This is a genomic window from Rhizobium sp. BR 315 (assembly GCF_050577975.1).
Lineage (GTDB): Bacteria > Pseudomonadota > Alphaproteobacteria > Rhizobiales > Rhizobiaceae > Rhizobium > Rhizobium miluonense.
This window is the reverse complement of sequence record NZ_JARWKZ010000182.1, coordinates 1-551: the sequence shown is the minus strand read 5'-3', so window position 1 is coordinate 551 and position 551 is coordinate 1. Positions and strand designations below refer to the sequence as shown.

At 47.9% G+C, this 551-nt stretch carries 1 protein-coding gene; it reads right to left on the bottom strand.

What is annotated here, in order from left to right; translation table 11 throughout:
• Positions 1–551, bottom strand: a 551-nt coding sequence (locus tag QD409_RS35660; RefSeq protein WP_430765072.1) for a glutamate synthase-related protein, incomplete at both ends; no start/stop codon positions are given.

Below are 551 nucleotides of genomic sequence, written 5' to 3'. Positions count from 1 at the left end.
AGTGGCAAGCACGCATCATTACACATCCTAAGACGATCAGCGGTGCTGTTGCGAAGCCAAATTCTTCTGCGCCAAGCAATGCTGCCAGCACAACATCTTTACCTGTCATCAGCTTTCCGTCTGTTTCTAGGACAACTCTGCTTCTCAAACCGTTAAGCATTAATGTTTGATGTGCTTCAGCTAATCCAAGCTCCCACGGAAGACCAGTATGTTTGATACTTGTTTTTGGTGATGCACCCGTACCGCCATCATAGCCGCTAACAACAATAACATCTGCCGCACCTTTTGCCACACCTGCAGCAATCGTGCCGATTCCGCCTTTTGAAACAAGCTTCACACTGATTCGCGCATCACGGTTCGCATTTTTCAAATCGTGAATAAGCTGTGCCAAATCTTCAATAGAATAAATATCATGATGCGGCGGAGGTGAAATTAAGCCAACTCCCGGAGTAGAGCCCCTTACGTCTGCAACCCAAGGATATACTTTGTTTCCTGGCAGCTGTCCGCCTTCCCCAGGCTTTGCACCCTGCGCCATCTTGATTTGCAATTCG